This is a genomic window from Kitasatospora sp. NPDC004272, assembly GCF_053603035.1.
The window spans coordinates 1-16,343 of record NZ_JBSGET010000104.1 but is presented as its reverse complement, the minus strand read 5'-3'; the positions used below and the strand labels follow the sequence as shown (position 1 = coordinate 16,343).

The 16,343-nt window shown below is 76.3% G+C and carries 13 protein-coding genes and 2 pseudogenes; 9 read left to right on the top strand and 6 right to left on the bottom strand.

From position 1 onward, the window contains the following. Window positions 1-102 precede the first annotated feature (102 nt). Window positions 103-864 carry a DeoR/GlpR family DNA-binding transcription regulator gene (locus ACWEO5_RS27195; protein WP_452164853.1) on the bottom strand — a complete coding sequence of 254 codons (762 nt, stop codon included), beginning with the start codon at window positions 862-864 and terminating at the stop codon, window positions 103-105. An 89-nt stretch (window positions 865-953) separates the two neighbouring features. Here ACWEO5_RS27195 and ACWEO5_RS27190 point away from each other — a divergent pair, with 89 nt between their 5' ends. From ACWEO5_RS27190 to ACWEO5_RS27180, 3 genes are all read left to right on the top strand, one after another. Then, on the top strand, window positions 954-2,195 hold the full coding sequence (locus tag ACWEO5_RS27190; RefSeq protein WP_452164852.1) for an MFS transporter: 1,242 nt from the start codon (window positions 954-956) through the stop codon (window positions 2,193-2,195). Between the two features lie 559 nt (window positions 2,196-2,754). Beyond that, window positions 2,755-3,153 (top strand): DnaJ family domain-containing protein, encoded by a 399-nt coding sequence (locus ACWEO5_RS27185; protein ID WP_452164851.1) that lies wholly within the window; start codon window positions 2,755-2,757, stop codon window positions 3,151-3,153. 174 nt (window positions 3,154-3,327) lie between these two features. After that, the gene (locus ACWEO5_RS27180) at window positions 3,328-5,160 is read left to right on the top strand and encodes a hypothetical protein (RefSeq protein ID WP_452164850.1); all 1,833 of its coding nucleotides are present in this window, start codon (window positions 3,328-3,330) and stop codon (window positions 5,158-5,160) included. 19 nt (window positions 5,161-5,179) lie between these two features. On the opposite strand, the gene ACWEO5_RS27175 is transcribed toward ACWEO5_RS27180, so the two are convergent. Further along, complete coding sequence (locus tag ACWEO5_RS27175; RefSeq protein ID WP_452164871.1) at window positions 5,180-5,638, bottom strand: MerR family transcriptional regulator; 459 nt, start codon at window positions 5,636-5,638, stop codon at window positions 5,180-5,182. A 150-nt stretch (window positions 5,639-5,788) separates the two neighbouring features. Between ACWEO5_RS27175 and ACWEO5_RS27170 the strand changes: the two genes are divergently transcribed. The 3 genes and pseudogenes from ACWEO5_RS27170 (at window position 5,789) to ACWEO5_RS27160 (ending at window position 9,038) form a co-directional block, all read left to right on the top strand. Beyond that, window positions 5,789-7,282, top strand: coding sequence for a SulP family inorganic anion transporter (locus tag ACWEO5_RS27170; RefSeq protein WP_452164849.1), 1,494 nt, complete (start codon window positions 5,789-5,791; stop codon window positions 7,280-7,282). Between the two features lie 253 nt (window positions 7,283-7,535). Then, window positions 7,536-8,144: pseudogene (locus tag ACWEO5_RS27165) on the top strand (MFS transporter); the annotation flags it as partial. 141 nt (window positions 8,145-8,285) lie between these two features. Next, window positions 8,286-9,038 carry a hypothetical protein gene (locus tag ACWEO5_RS27160; RefSeq protein WP_452164848.1) on the top strand — a complete coding sequence of 251 codons (753 nt, stop codon included), beginning with the start codon at window positions 8,286-8,288 and terminating at the stop codon, window positions 9,036-9,038. A gap of 71 nt (window positions 9,039-9,109) precedes the next feature. Here ACWEO5_RS27160 and ACWEO5_RS27155 read toward each other — a convergent pair whose 3' ends face one another. The 3 genes from ACWEO5_RS27155 to ACWEO5_RS27145 all read right to left on the bottom strand — a co-directional run bounded on the left by ACWEO5_RS27155 (window position 9,110) and on the right by ACWEO5_RS27145 (window position 11,911). Continuing rightward, window positions 9,110-9,883, bottom strand: a complete 774-nt coding sequence (locus ACWEO5_RS27155; RefSeq protein ID WP_452164847.1) for an SDR family oxidoreductase — start codon at window positions 9,881-9,883, stop codon at window positions 9,110-9,112. A gap of 123 nt (window positions 9,884-10,006) precedes the next feature. Continuing rightward, window positions 10,007-11,287, bottom strand: coding sequence for a cytochrome P450 (locus tag ACWEO5_RS27150; RefSeq protein WP_452164846.1), 1,281 nt, complete (start codon window positions 11,285-11,287; stop codon window positions 10,007-10,009). Between the two features lie 177 nt (window positions 11,288-11,464). Then, on the bottom strand, window positions 11,465-11,911 hold the full coding sequence (locus tag ACWEO5_RS27145; protein WP_452164845.1) for a DUF3224 domain-containing protein: 447 nt from the start codon (window positions 11,909-11,911) through the stop codon (window positions 11,465-11,467). 159 nt (window positions 11,912-12,070) lie between these two features. Between ACWEO5_RS27145 and ACWEO5_RS27140 the strand changes: the two genes are divergently transcribed. Further along, on the top strand, window positions 12,071-13,147 hold the full coding sequence (locus ACWEO5_RS27140) for a helix-turn-helix transcriptional regulator (RefSeq protein WP_452164844.1): 1,077 nt from the start codon (window positions 12,071-12,073) through the stop codon (window positions 13,145-13,147). On the opposite strand, the gene ACWEO5_RS27135 is transcribed toward ACWEO5_RS27140, so the two are convergent. Beyond that, a complete protein-coding gene (locus tag ACWEO5_RS27135) occupies window positions 13,084-14,769 on the bottom strand; it encodes a hypothetical protein (RefSeq protein ID WP_452164843.1) in 1,686 nt (561 codons plus the stop codon). The two genes, ACWEO5_RS27140 and ACWEO5_RS27135, sit on opposite strands and share 64 nt — an antisense overlap. Window positions 14,770-15,367: 598 nt before the next feature. Here ACWEO5_RS27135 and ACWEO5_RS27130 point away from each other — a divergent pair. Together ACWEO5_RS27130 and ACWEO5_RS27125 are read left to right on the top strand one after the other, a co-directional pair. Beyond that, window positions 15,368-16,006 carry a hypothetical protein gene (locus ACWEO5_RS27130; protein ID WP_452164842.1) on the top strand — a complete coding sequence of 213 codons (639 nt, stop codon included), beginning with the start codon at window positions 15,368-15,370 and terminating at the stop codon, window positions 16,004-16,006. 148 nt (window positions 16,007-16,154) lie between these two features. Beyond that, window positions 16,155-16,343: pseudogene (locus ACWEO5_RS27125) on the top strand (hypothetical protein); the annotation flags it as partial.

Here is a 16,343-nt window from a genome sequence, read left to right as displayed (position 1 = left end):
CGGCCTCGCTCCGGCGGGTTCCGGGACGGTCCGGTCCGGGGTCGGCCGGACGGTTCGGCCAGAGGGCAGCCGGACGGTCCGGTCCGGGGTCGGCCGGGCGGGTCAGACGCTCGTGACGGCGGTGCCGGCCGCCTCGAACGCGGCGAGCTCCTCGGTGGGGGCGTCGGTGTCGGTGACCAGGGCGTGCAGGCTCGCGGCGGGGGCGACCCGGGCGAAGGCGGTGCGGCCGAGCTTGCCGCTGTCGGTGGCCACGACGGTGCGGCGGGCGGCGGCGATCGCGGCCTTCTTCACGGTGGCGTCGTCGAGGTCGTAGGCGGTCAGCCCGTCGGCGGCGCTCAGGCCGCAGCAGCCCAGGACGGCGGTGTCGAAGCGCAGGGCGGAGATCGAGGCGAGCGCGAGCGGACCGGTGAGCGCGCCCTCGGTGGCGCGGGGCTGTCCGCCGGGGACGAGCAGGGTGGCCGGTCCGGGTGCGTCGCCGAGGACGTGGACGGCGGGCAGCGACAGCGGCATCACGGTGACGGGACGCTCGCGCAGCAACCGGGCCACCTCCAGGCAGGTGGTGCCGCTGTCGAGCAGCACGCTCTCGCCGTCGGCGATCAGCGCGCAGACCGCGGCGGCGATCCGGCGCTTGGCGTCGACGGCCTCGCGGGCGCGCAGCGCGAAGGGCGGCTCCTCGCCGCGCAGCAGCAGGGTGCTGGCCCCGCCCCGGAAGCGTTCGAGGACGCCCTGGGCGGCCAGGGCGTCCAGGTCGCGCCGGATGGTCATCTCGGAGGCCCCGGTGAGCGCGGCGAGTTCGAGGACGGTGGCGCTGCCCGCGTCCCGGACGGCCTGGGCGATCAGGGTGTGGCGCTGCCGGGTGCTCATACCGAGATTGAACCGCACCGCTCAGCGCACAATCAAGTTGTTCGATAGGCGTCTTTCGCACAACAGAAATGTTCGTTATGGTCGGCGGCATGGAAGGTTCGCTCCGGGCCGCCCGTGTGGCGACCTACGTCTACTTCGTCCTGTGCGGCACCCTGATGGGCGCCTGGGTCGTGCACATCCCCGCCGTCGAGTCCCGGGTCGGCATCGGCCACGCCGCGCTCGGCGGCCTGCTGGTGCTGCTCGGCCTCGGCGCCTTCGCGGGCATGCGGGCGGCCGGGCAGCTCACCGACCGCCTCGGCGCCCGCACCGTCGTCCCCGCCTCCGGCGCGCTGTGCGCGGCCACCCTGGTGCTGCCCGGCCTCGCCCCGAACCCGTGGACGCTGGCCGTGGCGCTGCTGCTGTTCGGCTTCGCGAACGGCTGCCTGGACGTGAGCATGAACGCCCACGCCGTCCACGTGGAGCAGGCGTACGGACGGCCCGTGATGTCCGGCTTCCACGCCACCTTCTCGGTCGGCGGCGTGATCGCCGCGCTCGCCGCCGCCGCGGCCACCGCCACCGGCCTCGGCCCGACCGCCACCCTCACCGTCCTCGGCGCGCTCGGCCTCGCCACCGCCCTGCTGACCGCTCGCGCCCTGCTGCCCGGCGCCGCGGCCACCGACGGCGCCACCGACGGAGCCGCCGACGGGACGGGCGGGAGCGACGGCACCGACGCCGGCAGCGGCACCGCGGCCGCCGGGAGCGGCAGCGCCCGCCGCCGGATCCGGGTGCTCGCCGTCCTCGCGCTGATGGTGATGCTCAGCGAGGGCGCCGCCAACGACTGGAGCGCCCTGCACCTGAAGGACGTCCTCGGCGCGCCCGCGTCCACCGCCGCGTTCGTCTACGGCACCTACGCCGCCGCGATGACCACCGGGCGCCTGCTCGCCGACCGGATCTCCGCCCGGCACGGCTCGACAGCCGTCCTGCGCTACGGTGCCGCCACCGCCGCCGTCGGCATCACGGTCGCCGCGCTGACCCCCTGGGTGTGGGCCGCGTTCCTCGGCTGGGCCCTGTTCGGCCTCGGCCTGTCCGGCTGCGTCCCCCAGCTGTTCAGCGCCGCCGGGCACGCCGACCCCGCCGCCGCGGGCGCCAACGTCTCCCGCGTCGCCGGACTCGGCTACCTCGGCATGCTCGCCGGGCCCGCCGTGATCGGCTGGCTCACCCACCTCACCGCCCTCAACCACACCTTCCTGCTGCTCACCCTGCTCTGCGCCACCACCGCCGCCGCCGCCGGGATCCTCCGCACCGCACCCGCCCCCGCGCCCGCGCCCGCCCCCGCACCGGCGCCCCACTGACCACCCGTGCGGCCCGGGCCGGGGCCGCACGGGTCACCCTCCCCCGGGACCAGGCGATGCCCGTCCTGCGCAGACTCGCCGAGCCGGAGAACGACCCGTACGGCCACGGCACGACCGCGCTGGTCGGCGCCCCCAGGTCCGGCGGCTGCGGGTCGGCGAGCGACGGGTCCTCCACACCGTGGAGGACGGCCGGCTGATCGTCTGGATCCTCCGGCTCGGTCGGCGCGACTCCGTCCACGGCCCCTGATCCCGGCACCGTCACGCCCGCCCGCGGTCACAGCACGTGGACGGCGGGACGCGGCTCCTCACCCGCGGACCGGACCCCGACGCCGCAGCGGACCCGCCACCGGGAGGGCGCGACCCGTGCCGCGCGGGTGCGACCCGTGCCGCGCGGGTGCGGGGAGCGGCGCGCGCCCTCGGGGCGGGCGGGTGCGCCCCTCGACCTCCGGTGCTCCCCGTCCGGCGGGGCCGGGAGGGCGGGGGGCTCCCGTAGGATCGGTGGGACAGCCCCTGTCGCGCCCTGCGCCGGACGCCCCTTCTGCACGGGAGGACCCACCGCATGACGGAACGCAAGCCCCCCGGTGTGACCTTCGAGAGCTGGGTCGACCGGCAGATCCGTGAGGCCGCCGAGCGCGGCGCCTTCGACGACCTGCCCGGAGCGGGCGAGCCGCTGGCCGGGGAGGGGCAGCCGTACCACGAGACGTGGTGGATCCGGGCGAAGATGGAGCGCGAGGGCCTGTCCTACCTGCCGCCGTCGCTCGCCCTGCGGGCCGAGCTCCGCGAGGCGCTGGACACCGCCCGCCTGGCCCCGACCGAACCGCTGCTGCGCAGCCGCCTCGCCGAGGCCAACGCCCGGATCGAGGCCGCCCTGCGCCGCCCGATCGAGGGCCCGCCGCTGGGCCTGGCCCCGGTGGACGTGGAGACGGCCGCCGCCGAGTGGCGCGACGCCCACTCCTGAGCCCCGCCCGACCGAGCCTCCGCCCGGCCCCGCCCACTCCTGAGCCCCGCCCGACCGAGCCTCCGCCCGGCCCCGCCCGGCCCGGCCGTCACGTTCGGAAAATGGTTCGACACGTGCGGTGACGGCGGGTCAGACTGGGCGCATGTCTTCTCGAATCGAGTCCTGTTTCCTCCGGTGAGCGCCGAGTCGCGGCGCGGCGGGCCCGCGCTGTACGAGGTCCTGCTGGAGTTGTCGAGCACCTCGCCCGGCAGGCTGCCGCCGCGTTCCGGGTTCTCGGGGTTGGGCGTTGCCGCGGTCCCGCTCCCCCGGGGTGAGACGGTCCGGGAGCGCCGGGAGTCCGTGGCGGGCGCCGAGCGGGCCGTCCGCGCGGTGCTCGGGTCGTGGTCCGGTGATGTCGGCGCGCTGGTCGGCCAGTTGGAGCGGCTCGTCCTGCCGGCCGAGTGCCACCGCGTGCTCCTGTCCGGCGTCGCCGAACTGCCGGTCGCCGATCCGGTGCGCGTCCTGGTGGCGGCCCGGCGGCTGGCGCGCGGGGGCGGGTCGGTGCCGGCCGTCCTGACGGGCATCGCGCTGCTGGGGCGTTTCGGCACGTCGGCGGACGTGCCGGTGCTGTCGCTGCTCGGCACGGCCCGCGTGCTGCACGGCCCGGCCGTCGCCGCGCTGGACGGGCTGGACCGGCGGGCGGCCGCCGTCCTCGCGCTGGCGGTGCACGGCCGCCGCCCGCTGGTGGAGCCGCTGCTGGCGGCGCTGCGCAGCGCCGACCGGCGGGTGCGCCGCCGGGGCCTGGTCTCGCTCCCCCGGGACTTGTCCGCGCTGGGCCCCGCCGACGCCCGCCGCGTCCTGGAGGCGTTCGAGCTCGCCGAACTGCTGGACGGCTTCCCGCACGACACCTGCCTGGTCGAGGTCGCGGGCCGACTGCTGGCCCGGCTGGCGGACTCGAACGCCGATCCGGCCGACCTGCTGGCCTGCCGCGAGGCGCCGGGCCTGTACGAGCGGGTGGTGGGCCGGGCCGGGCAGTTGACGCCCGGCTTGGACCACTACGCGCTGCTGCTCTCGCTGGCGCTCGACCTGAGCAGTGGCGGCGCCGCGCTGCTCGACCGGCCGCCGCAGTGGCGCGCGGCGCTGCTCGACGGGCTGGGCGGGGTGCTGGCCGCGCCCGCCTGGGCGGCGGCGCTCGGCTCGGCCGACCGCCGACCGGGCGCGGCCGCGCGGGTCGCCTGGATCCGCCGCACCGGGCGCCGTCCGTTCGAACTCCCGGCGTCGGCGGGCCGGTTCCGGATCGAGGTGGCGGAGCCGGATCCGCGCTCCCGGGCCTGGACGCAGGTCAGGGTGCTGGTCGACGGCCTGCCGCTGGCCCTCCGGCTGTTCCCGGCCGGGGTGGCGCTCGGCCCGGATCCGCTGCTCGACGGGGGCCTGCTGCGGGCCGGGCCGGAGCCGCACCCTGTGCGGCTGGCCGAGGCGTCCTGCAGCGAGGGGTGCTGCGGCGCGCTGTGGGTGGACGTCCGGCGCGCGGCGGGCCCGGAGGGGCCGGTGGTGGTGTGGGACGGCTTCCGGCCGGGCCGGGACGCCGCACCGCTGCCCGGGGTCGGGGCCCTGCGCTTCGACGCCGCCGCCTACGACGCGGAGGTCGCCCGGGCCGAGACGTCCGACCCGGCCCGGAGCCGGGCCCGGGCCGTCGCCCTGCTGCTGGAGCGCGAACTGCGCTCCCGCCCCGAACTGTTGGCCCGGTGGGACGCCGAAGCCGGCCGGATCGGCCCGGCCGACGACCGCCCGGACACCGCGGAGGTGGTCTTCTGGTACGTGCCGGGGCAGTCCTCCGGCGCCCCGGAGCAGCCGGAGCACCCGCTGCTGTTCCGCTGGTCGGTCCCGGACGACGGCCGGCCGCCCGAGGAGCAGGCCGCGGCGGCACTGCACCGCCTGGCCACCGAGGACCCGACCTCGTACGCCCGGCTCACCGGCGGCAACCGGGCCCGCTCGGCCCAGCTCGGCTTCGCCTGGCCCGAGCCCTAGCCCTCCCTGCCTCTGCGCCCTACTCCTGCCCCTGCTCCTGCTCCTGTCCCTGTCCCTGCTCCTGTCCCTGCTCCTGCCTCTGCCCCTGGGCCTCTTCCCCCTCCAGGCGGGTGCGCAGGGTGTGCGCGAAGTCCTCGGCGCGGGCGAGCTGGACGCGCAGCCGGTCGACCTGTTCGGCGGCGGCGCGTTCGTAGGTGCGGACGAGGTCGAGCAGGGCGGGGCGGCCCCCGGCCTCCTGGTCGTAGGGGCCGTCGGCGTCGAGCCGGTCGGTGGCGTCGAGGAGTTCGCGCATCTGGTCGAGGGTGAAGCCGAGCGGTTTCATCCGGCGGATCACCATCAGCCGGGCGACGTCACGTCCGGTGTAGAGGCGGAAGCCGCCCCGGGAGCGGGCGGAGGGGACGACCAGGCCGGTCTCCTCGTAGTGGCGGATGGTGCGCAGGGAGAGTTCGGTGCGGGCGGCGACCTCGCCGATCTGCATGTGCCCGTCCTCGCGCCCGCCGGTGCCCTCGTCCACGCTGTGCCTTCCCTCCGCTCCCCGGACGAACCCTACCCTCACGTTAGGGTAGAGTTCGGGTCCTCCCTCCATTCTCCCCTGTCCCATCCCCACGTCCTGACGGGTTGCCGCCTCTTGTCCTCCTCCGCCGTGTCCAGGTCCTTCCGGGTGCCCGCTTGGTGCTCCGATCCCAAGGTGTGGCGCACCGAGGTCCTGGCGGGGCTGGTGGTCGCGCTGGCGCTGATCCCGGAGGCGATCTCGTTCTCGGTGATCGCCGGGGTCGACCCGAAGATCGGCCTGTTCGCGTCGGTGACGATGGCCGTGACCATCTCGGTGGTGGGCGGCCGGCGGGCGATGATCTCGGCGGCGACCGGCGCGGTGGCGCTGGTGATCGGCCCGCTGAACCGGGAGCACGGCTTCGGCTACCTGGTCGCGGCGGTGATCCTGGCCGGGGTGTTCCAGATCGTGCTGGGCGCGCTGGGCGTGGCGAAGCTGATGCGGTTCGTGCCGCGCTCGGTGATGGTCGGCTTCGTCAACTCCCTCGCCGTCCTGATCTTCCTGGCCCAGCTGCCGGAGCTGACCCACGTCCCGTGGGCGGTCTACCCGCTGCTGGCGGGCGCCCTCGCGGTGATGGTGGGGTTCCCGAAGCTGACCCGGGTGGTCCCGGCGCCGCTGGTGTCGATCGTGGCGCTGACGCTGCTGACCGTCGGCGCGGGCATCGCGGTGCCGACCGTCGGCGACAAGGGCGAGCTGCCGTCCTCGCTGCCGGTGCCCGGCCTGCCGGACGTGCCGTTCACCCTCGACACCCTGACCACCGTCGCGCCGTACGCGCTGGCGATGGCGCTGGTGGGGCTGATGGAGTCGCTGATGACGGCGAAGCTGGTGGACGAGATCACCGACACCCACTCCGACAAGCGGCGCGAGGCGGTCGGGCAGGGCGTCGCCAACATCGTGACCGGGTTCTTCGGCGGGATGGGCGGCTGCGCGATGATCGGCCAGACGATGATCAACGTGAAGGTGTCGGGCGCCCGCACCCGGGTGTCGACCTTCCTGGCCGGCGCGTTCCTGCTGCTGCTCTGCCTGGTCTTCGGCCCGGTGGTGTCGAACATCCCGATGGCCGTGCTGGTCGCCGTCATGGTGATGGTCTCCTTCGGCACCTTCGACTGGCACTCGATCGCCCCCGCCACCCTGCGCCGCCTCCCGGCCGGCGAACTCGCCGTCACCGCGGTGACCATGGTCGTGGTCGTCGCCACCAGCAACCTGGCGATCGGCGTCGTGATCGGCTCGCTGCTCGCGATGGCCGTCTTCGCCAAGCGCGTCGCCCACCACGCCGAGGTCACCGCCACCCCCGCCCCGGACGGCACCCGCACCGTCTACACCGTCACCGGCGCGCTCTTCTTCGCCTCCGCCAACGACCTCACCACCCGCTTCGACTACGCCGGCGACCCCGACCTGGTCGTCATCGACCTCACCGCCGCCCACATCTGGGACGCCTCCTCCGTCGCCGCCCTCGACACCGTCCGCGCCAAGTACGCCCAGCGCGGCAAGACCGTCGAGATCACCGGCCTCAACCACCCCAGCGCCACCCTGCACGACCGCCTCAGCGGCGAACTCGCCACCGCCCACTGACCGAACGTCCACGACGCCGCCAGGGTGGGGGCGTGGTGAGTCCCGAGTCGGACGAGGTGGGGGCTTTCGGTCATGCCGTCAGCCCCCTGGACGTCCTGAGCGCCTGAGGCCCGGAGTGTGACCGCGCGGCTGTCGTGCCGCCGTGCGGTGGCCGGGTGCGTGCGTCCGACGGGGTTGGCGTGGTGGCCGGGACGGAGTCCGTTCCCGTTTCCCACTTCGCCCCGGAGTCGCGTCCGATGCCAGTCCCCCTCCGCTGCCCCCTGCCCTCCACCTGCTCGCCCTGGCCGTGTTCGCCATGGGCGCTTCGGAGTTCATGCCCGCCGGCCTGCTGCCGGACCTCGGCGCCGACCCCGGCGTCTCCGTCGGGACGGCGGGCACCCTCGCGTCCGCCTTCGCGCTCGGGATGGTGGCGGCCGCGCCGCTGACGGCGGCCTGGGCCCGGCGGTGGCCGCGCCGGGCCGGGCTGTTCGGGTTCGTCGCGGTGTTCGCGCTGGCGCACGCGGTCGGCGCGCTGACCGGCTCGTTCGCGGTGCTGTTCGCCACCCGGGTGGTGGCGGCGCTGGCGAACGCCGGGTTCCTGGCGCCGGCGGTGGCGACCGCGGCCGCGCTGGTGGCGCCGGACCGGAAGGGCCGGGCGCTGGGCGTGCTGCTGTCGGGGACGACGGCGGCGACCGTCGTGGGGGTTCCGGCGGGCGCGCTGCTGGGCCAACTGCTGGACTGGCGGGCCGCATTCTGGGCGGTGGCGGCGCTCTGCGTCCCGGCCGCGGCCGGGGTGCTGCTGGGCGTCCCGGCGGGGGCGGACGGTTCCGGTGCGCCGCCGCTGCGCGCCGAACCGGCGCAACTCGGCCGCACCCGGGTCCTGCCCCGGGACCGAACTCCCGTCGGCCGCCCGGGCCGGGACGGTTCGTGAACGCCGGGGTCGGTGTCGGCCCCGGCCGGGCCGTCAGTACAGTGCTCCAACGCAACAATCGGAAGATCTTGTTCCACTACCCGAGGGAGACCGGTGCCGGACACCGCGCAGGAGCAGCAGGAGCAGGTGCAGGAAGCGCAGCAGGAGCAGGAAGCGCAGCCGACGGGGCCGAGAGCGCAGTCGCTGGACAGCCTGCGGTCGATCTGGGCGGCCGGGGGCCAACCGCAGCCGATCCTGCCCTGGTACCGGAAGGTGACGCGCAAGCAGGTCGGCGCCGCTTCGGCCTGCCTGGCGGTGCTGCTGGCCGGGTACCTGGCGATCCGGTCGGTGGACTCCGAGGCGGCCCGGCACGAGGTCGCGCTGCCGACCGACTTCGCGGGCCTGACCCGGGTCGCCGACGACCAGGAGCTGGCCACCCTCCGGTCCGGGTACGCGCAGCAGAACACCGGGCGCTACGTCCCGTGGCACACCCAGGTGCAGGGGTACGGGCAGCCGGGTGCCACCGGCCTGTGGGACAGCGAACTGGTGGCCGTGGCGATGGACACCGAGGGCTCGGTGCCGGACGCCGCCCGGGCCGCGACCAAGATGCTCGGCGGCTACTCGCCCGACGGCAGCTCGCTGGCGGACGGCACCCCGGTCAACGACATGCAGACCTACCCGCCGGGCCCGCTGAAGGGCGCGCTCGCCTGCGCGACCGTCGGCGAGCCCGGCGAGGAGTACGACGTCTGCGCCTGGGCGGACGGCAACACCATGGGCAACCTGAGCGACCTGGCCGGCACCCTCACCCGCGAACAACTGGTCGACCGCACCCGCGAGTTGCGCGCCCTGACCGAGCGGTCCAAGTAGCACCGGCCGCCGGCCGCGCCCCGCCACTCGACGCCCCCGCCACTCAACGCCCCCGCCACTTCGAGCCGCTGCTACTTCAAGCCGCCGCTGCTCTGCAGGAGTTGGCCGTTGATCCACTGGCCCTGCGGCGAGCAGAGGAAGTCGATCAGGTGGGCGGCGTCCTGCGGGGTGCCGATCCGGGCCAGCGGGGTGTGCTCGACCATGTCGGCCTTGTGCTGCTCGCTCATCCAGCCGGTGTCGGTCGGGCCGGGGTCGACCACGTTGGCCGTCACCCCGAGGTGGGCCAGCTCGCGGGCGGCGGCCCGGGTGATCCGGTCCAGCGCGCCCTTGCTGGCCCCGTACGGGAGGTTCCCGACGGTGTGGTCGCTGGTCAGGGCGACGATCCGGCCGGTGCCGAACGCGCCGGCGAAGCGCAGGCCGAACTCGCGGATCAGCAGCCAACTCGCCCGGGCGTTGACCGCGAAGTGCCGGTCGAAGCTCTCCACCGTGGTGTCCAGGAGCCCGGAGTCGACGGACTCCGCGTGGCTCATCACCAGCGCGCCGACCGGCCCCAGCCCGGCCTCCACCCGGTCGAACAGCTGCGCGGGGGACGCCGGGTCGGCGAGGTCCGCCGACACCGCGAGGTGCCGCGCGCCGTGCCCCTCGATCAGCGCACCGACCGCCTCCGCCGCCCCCTCCTCCACACCCCAGGCCATCCGGCCGTCGTACGGCGTCCAGTAGCTGTACGCCACGTCCCACCCCGAGGCGGCGAGGCGCTCGGCGATCGCGGCACCGATGCCGATCGTCCGGCCCACGCCGGTGACCAGGGCGACGGGACGTCCGGAACGGGCCTCTGCTGCGCTCATCGCGCCTGCGTTCATCACGGGCCACGATCCTGGCGGTTCGTCAGCCCGCCTGACAAACCGTTTTCCGGCCCGCCGCGCCCCGCTCCCCGCCCCTCACCCGCCCGCCCCTCACCCGCCCGCCCCTCACTCCCCCGTGGCGTGCAGCACCGCCCGGATCGGCCCGTCCGGGTGCACCGTGAGCCTGTACGCGGTCTCCGCCGGGGCCTGCCTGACCTGCACCCGGTACGCGGGCAGCAGCTCCTCCAGCAGCAGCACCACCTCGCGGACCGAGAACTGCGCCCCCAGGCAGGCCCGCGGCCCCAGGCCGAACGGGAAGTACGTGCCGGGAGCGGGCCGCCGCTCCGCCTCCAGGAAGCGCTGCGGCCGGAACTCCTCCGGGTCCGGCCACAGTTCGGCGTCCCGGTGGGTCAGGTAGGGGGCGAGCAGCACCGTCGTCCCGGCCTCGATCCGGTGGCCGTCCAGTACGTCGTCCTCGGCCGCGTGCCGGGGCATCAGCCACGCGACGGGGTACAGCCGCAGCGTCTCGTCCACCAGCGCCCGGATCGCGGCCGCCCGCTCCGCGGAACCGGCCGGCCCGGCGGCCAGCGCCCACTCGCGCTGCTCGGGGTGCGCGTCCAGCAGCAGGAACAGCCAGCTCAGCGCGGTGGCGGTGGTCTCGTAGCCGGCCACCACCAGTGTCATCAGCTCGTCGCGCACCAACCGCTCGGTGTAGTCCGAGAGTTCGGCCGCCGCCCGGAGCAACACCTGCACCAGCCCCGGCTCGCGCGACTCCTCGGCGAGCGCGATGGCGTGCTCGGCGACCCGGTCGACGTGCTCGTTGGCCTCCCGGAAGTCGATCTCGGTGTCCCCGCTCGCGGGCGCGAATGCCGGGATCGCGGCGAAGCCCTCCCCCGCCGCGACCAGCCGCCGGTGCGTCTCCGGGTCGAGCGGGTGCGCGGTGAGCGAGCGCCAGATCACGTCCAGCGAGAAGTGCCGCAGGTCCGCGTCGACCTCCCGGACCTCCCCGGCCGCCGCCGCGACCCGCCACCGCTCGGCGGTGTCCGCCACCGCGGCCCGGATCTGCGGCTCGTACGCCTTGATCCCCTGCCCGGTGAACTGCGGCTGCAGCAGCTTGCGTTGACGCCGCCACGGCTCACCCGCCGCACACAGCAGCCCGCCCCCGAGCAGCGGCTTCACCCGGTGGCCCCGCTTGACGTACACCTCGGTCCGCTTCGCCAGCACCTGCTGCACCGCGCTCGCGCCGGTCACCAGCACGACCCGCCGGTCCCCGAGCCGGAACCCCGCGACCGGCCCCAACTCCCGTACCACCGAGAGCAGATCGACCACCCGGCCGCCGCCGGCCCGCCAGCGGGCGAACGCCTCGGCGTCGAGTTCGGGAAGGACACTGGTGGCGGCCGTGGTCAAGGCGGTCTCCTGCCGTGCTGAACTGCGCGGTACGGACACCGACCACCCTAACCAGCGCCCCCGCCCCGCTCCCCCGGTTCGCGCGACTTCCGGCCACCGGCCCCCGGGCCGCCGGAGCCACCGGCCACCCCGGGCCGCCGGAGCCGCCGGAGCCGCCCGGGCCGGACCGTCGCTCCGTCAGAGCCGGAACGCGAAGGCGTAGGGGATGGCCGTCGTCCCCGCCCGGCAGGTGTACTCGCCGCTGCCGCTCAGCCCCGCCAGCTCGCCCGTCGCACTGCCGGGCACCACGGCGAAGGTGCAGTGGATGGTGCCGTCCGCCGCGAAGGTGCCGCGCTCCTCCAGGACGAAGGTGCCCGCCCGGCCGTCGACGCTGCCGGTGACCAACTCCATGCCGGTGAAGGCCCCTTGGTGGCCGACGGTGTAGGCGATGCTGTAGTCGCAGGCGGTGCGGGCGGCCTCGATGCCCCCGGTGAAGGTGTTGACGACCGAGGCCCGGGCCAGCCGGGGCCCCGCCTCGCTGCCGCTCACCTCCTGCTCCTCCCAGTTCGCGAAGCCGATGCTGCCGACGACCGTGGTGCTCTCGGTCGCAGCCCCGGTCTCGGTCTTGATCCGGATCTCGGTCATGGCGCCGTCCTTCCGTCCGGTGCGCGGCCGGTCCGCGCACTCCCAGGGCGCGCGCCGCCGCCGCGGACGCGCTTCGTGCCGTCACCGAGTCTGGCGGCGATACTTGACACCTCCTGTCAGGTATTGCGGCGCGTTCCGGCCGGTCGCGATGATGGGGCGGTGCGCGCCGACCGTCTCCTCGCCCTGCTCCTGCTGCTCCAGAACCGGGGGCGCTGCACGGCCCCCGAACTGGCCGCCGAACTGGAGGTCTCGGTCCGCACCGTCCACCGGGACGTGGAGGCGCTGGGCGCGGCGGGCGTGCCCGTCCTCGCCGAGCGGGGCCGGACCGGCGGCTACCGGCTGGTGGACGGCTACCGCACCCGGCTGACCGGACTGACCGGGGACGAGGCCGGGGCCCTGTTCCTCGCCGGAGTACCGGACGCGGCAAGGGAGTTGGGCCTCGGCGCAGTGCTCGCCACCGCCCAGCTGAAGGTCCGGGCCGCGCTGCCCGCCGAACTCGCCGAACGGACCCGGACCCTGCAGGACCGCTTCCACCTCGACCCGGCCTCCTGGTTCCGGGACGCCGAGCCCGTCCCCCGGCTGGCCGAGGTCGCCGCGGCGGTCTGGGAGCAGCGGGTGCTGCGGGTGCACTACCGGCGCTGGCGCGGCGAGGTGCACCGCGAACTGCGGCCGCTGGGGCTCGTGTTGAAGAGCGCCCTCTGGTACCTGGTGGCCCTCCCGGACGACCCCGGCCCCGACCCCGGTACCGGCCCCGGTACCGGCCCCGACGCCGCCCCCTCCTCCCCCGCGCCCCGCACCTACCGGGTCTCCCGGATCCTGGCCGCCGAACCCACCGGCCGCGGCTTCGAGCGGCCGCCGGGCTTCGACCTCGCGGCCCACTGGGCCACGGTCACCCGCGAGTTGACGGACATGCTGCACCAGGACACGGCCGTGCTCCGGGTCTCCCCGGGCGCGCTGGCCCTGCTGCCCGCGCAGTTCGGCGCGGCCGGCGCCGAAGCGGCCCGCCGGGCGGGACCGCCGGACGGGGAGGGCTGGCGGCTGGTCGAACTGCCGGTGGAGTCAACGCCGGTGGCGGTGCACGACCTGCTCCGCCTCGGCGCGGGGGCGGAGGTCCTCGGACCGCCCGCACTGCGCCGGGCCCTCGCCGCCGAGGTCGCCGCACTGGCCCACCGCTACGCCCACCCCTCCCCGGGCACCCCGCCCGCCCCGGACGCCCCGCCCACCGCCGGACAGTGAGCCGCCGCCGGACGGTGATCCGCCGTCCGGCCCAGCACCCCGTCCAGCAGGGCGTGCAGCCGCTCCTCGCCCAACTGCGGGTTGGCGGCGGCCCCTTCGCTCAGGTCGGGGTCGGCGAGCAGCGCGGCGACCCGGTCCGAGCCGAGCCGCGGGTTGGCCGCGGCGGCCAGCCGGACGCGCCGTTCCGGGTCGGCCAGCAGTGCCTCCAGGTCGCCTTCGAACTCCGGGTCGGCGGCGGCGAGTTCACGCACCTCGGGGTCGTCGTGGCGGGCGAGCCCGGACGGCAGGCCGGTGCGCGGGAAGGCGGGGCGGGCCCGGAGCCGGTCGCGGTGGTGCGGGTGGCGCAGGTGGGCGTCCAGGAGCAGCGCGGCCGGGGCGCCGGGGTGGTGCAGGGCGAGCAGGTCGCGCACCTCCTCGTCCTCGTCCCCGGCGAGCAGGCGGACCGTCGGTCCGTCGAGGTGCGGGCAGCGGGCGGCGGCGCGGCGCAGCAGGAGCAGGGGCGAGCGGGCGCAGGCGCGGTACCAGGCGGGGTCGGGCGCGTCGAGGAGCTCGTCGGTGATCCCGAAGTCGATCAACCTGAACTGGTGGGACCGCTCCCGGAGGTCGGCCCCGTCGATGGCCCCGGTGCGGGCGCGCTCGCGCGGTGCGGGGTCGGCGGCGGCGCGGGCGGCCACCCCGGGGTCGGGGTCGGCGGCGAGGGCGTCGATCAGGGCGGGGGTGAGGTCGGGGTGCCCGGCCAGGCGGTGGCGGACGCGGGGGTCGGGGTCGGCGGCGAGGGCGGCCATCGACTCGGGGGTGAGCGCGGGGTGCCGGGCGATCTCGCGGCGGACGTCCGGGTCGGGGTCGGCGGCGAGGGTGCGGACGGCGTCCGGCGGCAGGTGCCGGTTGCCGGCGAGCGCGTCGAGGTGCTCGCGGGCGGTGAGCGCCTCGGCGAGCAGGTCGGGCGGCAGGAGGCGGACCTGGTACAGGTGGTGGCGGGTGCGCGGGAGGTCGGCGGCTGCCAGCTCCTCCGGGGTCAACTGCCTCGGCACGGCCACCCGTCGGGCTTCGGCGCGGACGTCCGGGTCGGGGTCGTCGAGCAGCGCGGTGCGGTCCGCCGGGGGCATCCAGTCGATGAACAGGCATGCCTGGCGGCGCAGTTCGGGTTCGGGGTGGCGGGCCATCCGGCGGCGGAAGGCGTTGCGGACCCTCCCGGGCGGGGTCAGCTCGGAGCGGACCTCGTCCTGGGTGACGAGCTTCGACTCGCGCGGCCAGGTGCCGAGCAGCACCAGTTCGACCGCGGCGTCGGGCATCGGAGTGGGGCGCAGCCGGGCACCGGGGCCCGCGACCGTCTGGAAGGCGACCAGGAGTTCGGGGTCGCGGACCAGCCGCAGGCAGTGGTCGTCGGAGAGCCAGGGGTTGGCCGCGACGGCGCTGCGGACGCGGCGGACGGGGTGGCCGATCGCGGTGTCGGCGAAGTCGGCGGGCAGCGGGCGGCGGCGCAGGGCGGGCCAGGCGGAGGCGCCCTCGGGAGCGAGCAGCCGGACGAGGACGGCGGTGCCGGCGTTGGGGTTGGCGGCGATGCCGCGCAGCAGGGGGGCGTGCGGTTCTGCCGGGGCGGTGGCGGCGGCGGGGGCGGTCACCGCGTCATGGTGGCAGGGCGGCCGCCCCCGCCGCCCCGGATATTCGGGTGCCGCCGGGTGCCGCCGGGTGCCGGGGCGGCTGCGGTGGCGGGCGTGACGCGTGCCGCGATGCCGGCGGCGACGCCGGAGGGTGTCCCGGCGCGCTGACTGCCGTGTGCGAGCCCCGGGGCCGAGCGCTCCGGGCCTTCCGCGTGCGCACGCCCCCGCCGCCTCTCGCGTGCGCACGCCCTCGCCCACGGCACCCTGCGGCTGCGACTGCGACTGCGACTGCGACTGCGGGACGGCTGGCGGCTCGGTCCGCGTCCGGCCGGCGAGATGCTCGCCGATCTCGCCGATCTCGCCGGGCGGGCCCGGGCGGGCCCGGGCGGGCCCGGGCGCACGCCGTTGAACTGTGGTGAGCGCCACCCGGGCCGGGTGACCCTCCCCACCCCCGGGTCGTCCGCCGTCCCTCCCCCTGCCCCCTCCCGAACCCTCCGCCGCCCGTGTCCCGTCCGCCCCACACCCCCTTTATCCAGGGCTTATTCACAGATCGGGCGTTCGCGGCGGGGGCTGTCCGGCCCTCGTCGCCGGGACGTTCGGCGTGCCATACTCCAACACCATGACCGGCATTCACGCGACCAAGGCCCTGCGGGGCGCGGTGTTCACCGCGCTCGCCGTGCCGCTGGCCGCGTTCGGCCAGGTGGCGATCACCGGGCGCGCCCTGCCGCTCACCCTGGTCGCGGCGGCGAGCGTCGCGGTCTTCCTGCTGGCGGTGGTCCTCGACGGGGCGCGCCGCCGTTTCCTGCTGCTGTCCTCCGTGCTGGTGCCGGTGGAGCTGCTGCTGAACACCGCGTTCAACCTCGGCCAGGACGCCTGTGCGCGCCCCGCCCGGGGCGTGGACCTGCTGGTCTGCGGCGGCGACTCGGTGAGCGGCTCGGAGCTGTTCGCGCAGTGGACGCACGGCTCGGCGGGCCTGACCCGCCTGCTGGTGCTGGCCGTGCACCTGGCGCTGGCGCTGGCCGCCGCGGCCTGGCTGCGGTTGGCGGACGCCGCGCTCTGCGGCGTCGCCGAGGCGCTGGACGCCCTGGCCCGCCTGCTGCCCGCGCCGTGGCGCGCCCTGCTGCTGGCCGCCCGCCCGGGCTGCCCGGCCGTGCTGCTGCCGCCCCCGGGCAGCGAACCCGCACCGCGCCGTCCGCAGGTGCTCGTCCTCTCCCCGGCTCCGCGCCGCGGTCCCCCGCAGCTGGCCCTCGCCAGCTGACGGACCGTCACCCGGACGCGTTCCGTCCCGGGCGCCCACCGCGCGCCCCTCCCCTTCCTTAGACCAGCACCCCGGGCCGCGCCCTTCCCCCGTACGCCTCGCTACGGGCGGCGGGCCGCCGCCGGGTGCCGAGGAGACGACGGACACCATGACCAGCAAGAACCAGAACCCGAAGACCGGCAAGCACCAGAGCCCGAAGCCGGAGGGGAGCCCGAACACCACCGCCCGCGCACGCCTCAAGCAGGCCCAGCAGGCCGAGGCCCGCGCCGCCAAGCGCCGCCGCGGCCTGACCGTCGCCGTCTCGGTCGCCGCCGCGGTGGCCGTGCTCGCCGGCGGC

Excerpts from the sequence above, each read along its gene's own strand:
- ACWEO5_RS27195 (WP_452164853.1), bottom strand. The coding sequence starts at position 864 with ATGAGCACCCGGCAGCGCCACACCCTGATCGCCCAGGCCGTCCGGGAC.
- ACWEO5_RS27190 (WP_452164852.1), top strand. The coding sequence starts at position 954 with ATGGAAGGTTCGCTCCGGGCCGCCCGTGTGGCGACCTACGTCTACTTC.
- ACWEO5_RS27185 (WP_452164851.1), top strand. The coding sequence starts at position 2,755 with ATGACGGAACGCAAGCCCCCCGGTGTGACCTTCGAGAGCTGGGTCGAC.
- ACWEO5_RS27175 (WP_452164871.1), bottom strand. The coding sequence starts at position 5,638 with ATGCAGATCGGCGAGGTCGCCGCCCGCACCGAACTCTCCCTGCGCACC.
- ACWEO5_RS27155 (WP_452164847.1), bottom strand. The coding sequence starts at position 9,883 with ATGAGCGCAGCAGAGGCCCGTTCCGGACGTCCCGTCGCCCTGGTCACC.
- ACWEO5_RS27145 (WP_452164845.1), bottom strand. The coding sequence starts at position 11,911 with ATGACCGAGATCCGGATCAAGACCGAGACCGGGGCTGCGACCGAGAGC.
- ACWEO5_RS27130 (WP_452164842.1), top strand. The coding sequence starts at position 15,368 with ATGACCGGCATTCACGCGACCAAGGCCCTGCGGGGCGCGGTGTTCACC.